At 76.1% G+C, this 4,077-nt stretch carries 2 protein-coding genes; both read left to right on the top strand.

Going from position 1 to position 4,077, the window contains the following annotated elements; translation table 11 throughout:
- Positions 1–2,650, top strand: a 2,650-nt coding sequence (locus tag PV341_RS36000) for an SDR family NAD(P)-dependent oxidoreductase (protein WP_500360018.1), incomplete at its 5' end; no start/stop codon positions are given.
- A gap of 50 nt (positions 2,651–2,700) precedes the next feature.
- A partial coding sequence (locus tag PV341_RS35995; RefSeq protein WP_500360017.1) for a beta-ketoacyl [acyl carrier protein] synthase domain-containing protein occupies positions 2,701–4,077 on the top strand: 1,377 nt, incomplete at its 3' end.

Below are 4,077 nucleotides of genomic sequence, written 5' to 3'. Positions count from 1 at the left end.
GCGGGTGCAGATCATGGGGGCGCTGCAGGAGCGTTTCCCGGTGTCGGGGGACATCGATCCGGAGCGGCTGGGTGAGCTGCGGACGTTGGACGACATCGCGGGGTTCCTCGCCGGTGCCTCCGCTCCCACCTCCGGGCCCGCGCCCGTCCCCGCGACCCGTGCGGAGGCGCCGTTGACGGTGACGTACCCGGCCGCGCCCGGGATCGGGCGGACGTTCGCTTCATTACGCGAACTGCCCGCGCCGTACGCGGTCGTGGGGGCGTACGCCGAGCAGCGGACCGCGCTCGTGGTGGACGACGGGTCGACGCTGACCCGGCCGGTGGTGGCCGCGCTGCGCGCGGACGGCTGGCGGGTGGAGGTCGTGGGGCTGCCCGACGGGGTGGCGACCGCGGCCGAGGCGGACGCCGTACGGTCGCTGCGGACGTGGGAGGCCGACGAACTGGCCCGCGTCGTGACGGCGGGCAGGCTCGACCTCGTCGTCCAGGTGGCGGCCGCGGCCGGGGAAGAGTGGGCCGATGCCGCGCGGCGGCTGGCGCACACCGTGCTCGTGGCCCGGCAGACGCAGCCCGCGCTGAAGGCCGCGGCGGCCGGGGGCACGCGCGCGGCGTTCGTGGCGGTCACGCAGCTGGACGGGGCGAACGGCTACCGCGGTGGTGCGTCCGGCCCGGCGCTGCTGGGCGGTGTGAGCGGACTGGTGAAGACCCTCGCCATCGAGGCGCCGGAACTGTTCACCCGCACCGTGGACTTCGCGCCCGGCCTGGACGACCACACAATCGCGGCCCGCTTCCTGGGTGAGATCAAGGACCTGGCCGGCGACCTCGCCGACGTCGGGCACGACGCGCAGGGCCGTCGCACCGTCGTGCCGTCGGCGCAGGCACCGGCCGGGCCCGCGGTGGCCGTGCCGGAGATCGGCGCGGACGACCTGCTCGTGGTGACCGGCGGAGCGCGCGGCATCACGGCGGACTGCCTGCGGGCGCTGGTGGCGGCCCGCCCGGCGGGGCTGCTGCTGCTCGGCCGCAGCGAGGCCGCCCCGGAGCCCGAGTGGGCCGCCGGGCTGGAGGGCACCGCGCTGAAGGGCGCGATCGCCCGGCGGATCGCCGCCGGCGGCGAGAAGCCGACCCCGCGCGGGGTGGAGGCGGTCTACCGGGAGCTGACGGGCAGCCGGGAGATCTCGGAGAACCTGCGTCGGCTGAGGGCGTACGGCGGGAGCGTGCAGTACGTCGCCGTCGACATCACCGACGCCGCCGCGGTGAGGACCGCCCTGGCCCCGTACGCGCCCCGGGTCACCGGGGTCGTGCACGGCGCGGGGGTGCTGGCCGACCGGCTGATCGTGGACAAGACGGCGGAGGAGGTCCACCGCGTCCTCGGCACAAAGATCGTCGGCTTGGGCAACGTCCTGGACGCGCTGCGCGGCACCGCCGCCCTGCGGCACCTGGTGTTCTTCTCCTCGGTCGCCGGGTTCTTCGGCAACCGCGGCCAGTCCGACTACGCCGTGGCCAACGAGGCGCTGAACCGGCTCGCCGTACGGCTCAAGCGGGAGCTGCCGTCGGCCCGGGTGACCTCGGTCAACTGGGGTGCCTGGGACGGCGGGATGGTCACCGACGACCTGCGCCGGATGTTCGCCTCGCGCGGGGTGGAGCTGGTCCCGGTCGCGACCGGGGCGGGCATCTTCGCCGAGCAGTTCACGGCGGAGCGCGGCCACGACACGGTCATCGTGGCGGGCCCGCTGAAGCCGCTGTCGGCGCCGCCCGCCACCGGGTCCGGCGCGCCGGTGTCGCTGCTGGTGGACCGTGGGCTCGACCGGCTGGCCGCCGAGACGGTGCTGGCCGACCACGCGATCGGCGGCAGGCGGGTGCTGCCCGCCACCGCCGCCGTGGGCGCCCTGCTCAACGCCGTCGAGACGGCGACCGATGGGACGGTCACCGAGGTGAGCGGGTTCAAGGTCTTCAAGGGGGTCGTCCTGGACGGCGCCGAGGGCGAGGTCCCCGAGCGGCTGCGGCTGTTCGTGGAGCCCGGCCGGAACGCCGGCCCCGGCACCCTGGACGTGCTGGCCTCCGCCGTCGACACCGCCGGGCGCAGCCGCCCGGCGTACGGCGGCACCGTCGGCACGGACGGACCCGGCCCGCGTCCCGCGGACCGCGCGGACCTCGCCGAGGCGGCCCGTGCGGCGAGCGGCACCGACGCCGGCTACCTCTACCGCGACGGCACGCTCTTCCACGGCCCGTCGCTGCGCGGGCTGCGCCGGATCCTCGCCTCGGACGAGCACCGGCTGCTGCTCGGCGCTCGTCTCGGCGACCCCGTCCCGGCGCACGGCGCCTACCACGGCCTGCGGCACAGCCCCGTCCTGGCCGACCTGCTGCTGCAGGCCGGGCTGGTGTGGGTCCGGCTGTTCCGCGGCCGGGCCAGCCTGCCGATGGAGGTCTCCCGGATCCGGCTCTTCGCCCCCCTGCCCGCCGACGAGGACTTCCTGATCGCGGTGGAGGACGTCCGGCCGGCCACGACCGGGGTGACCTGCTCGATCACCGCGCTCGACCGCGAGGGCCGGGTCTTGCAGGTGCTCGACGGGGTGGCGTTGGTCGAGGACCCGGAACTGGAGGGCAAGTTCGGGCCCTCCGGGCGGTCCGGCGCGACCGCCGCCGTCCCGGTCTGACGACCGCCGACCCGACCGGACCGACTCGGACACTCGGAGGCTGACCCACCATGGGCACGTACGCGATCGTCGGCCTGGCCTGCCTCTTCCCCGGGGCAGGGACACCCGACGACTACTGGCGGAACCTGACCGGCGGCGTGGACTCGCGCACCGACGGGGACAGCCGGATCTTCGGGCAGGACCCACGGGTCCGCGAGACCGACCCCGACGACCGGCACCGCATCTACTGCACCCGGGGCGGGTTCCTCACGGAGGAGGACGCGACGGCCTTCGACCCGAGCGGATACCTGCTCCCGTCCGACTACCTGGCCGGCCTGGACCGCTCGTTCCACTGGGCGCTCCGGGTGGCCGGGGACGCTCTGGCCGACGCGGGCTCTCCCCCCGGCGCCGCGGCCGGCCGGAGCGGACGGAGGACCGGGGTGGTGTTCGGGAACTACCCGTTCCCCACCCCGGCCTCCGGCAGGGTCGCCGGAGAGTTGTGGGACTCGGCGGTGGCCCGGGGACTGGCGGACGCCGGTCTCCCGGCGGCGGCACCCGGCGGCGACCCCGCCGGGGCCGCCGGCCCGGCGGGCACCGCCGCCGCCCACAACCTGTGGGCGGGCGGGATGCCCGCCCAGGTGGTGGCCGCGGCGCTCGGCCTCGACGGGCCCCGCTTCACCCTGGACGCCGCCTGCTCCTCAGCGCTGTACGCGCTGAAGCTGGCCTGCGCCCACCTGGAGACGGGCCGCGCCGACCTGATGCTGGCGGGCGGGGTCTGCGCCCCCGACCCGACCGTCATCCACCTGTCCTTCTCCGACCTGCGGGCCTATCCGCCGGACGGCTTCAGCCAGCCCTTCGACGCCCGTTCCCGGGGCATCGTCACCGGCCAGGGCGCCGCCATGGTCGCCGTGAAGCGCCTGGCCGACGCCCGGCGCGACGGCGACCGGGTGTACGCGGTCGTCGACGCGCTCGCCCTCACCAACGACGGCCCCGGCAAGCACATGCTGGTGCCGAACGCCGCCGGGCAGCTCGCCGCGTACGAACTCGCCTACCGCGAGGCGGGCGTGGACCCCTCGGCCGTCCAGTACCTGGAGTGCCACGCCACCGGGACGCCGCTCGGCGACAGCACCGAACTCGGCGGGGTCGAGGCGTTCTTCGGCCGCGGACCGCTGCTGGGGTCGGTCAAGTCCAACATCGGCCACCTGCTGACCGTGGCCGGCATGACCAGCCTCATCAAGGTCGTCCTCAGCCTGTCGCACGGCATGATCCCGCCCACCATCGGCGTCGGGCAGCCCCTGCCGGGGACCGTCGCCGACCGGGTCGTCCGTGAGGCGGTGGCCTGGCCCGAGCCCGCGGGCGGCGGTCCCCGCCGGGCCGGCGTCTCGGCCTTCGGCTTCGGCGGTACGAACGCGCACGTCGTCCTCTCGGCCCCCGACCCCGACCCCGAC

This window comes from Streptomyces sp. PA03-1a (genome assembly GCF_033792805.1).
Lineage (GTDB): Bacteria > Actinomycetota > Actinomycetes > Streptomycetales > Streptomycetaceae > Actinacidiphila.
This window is presented reverse-complemented; position numbering and strand designations above follow the sequence as displayed.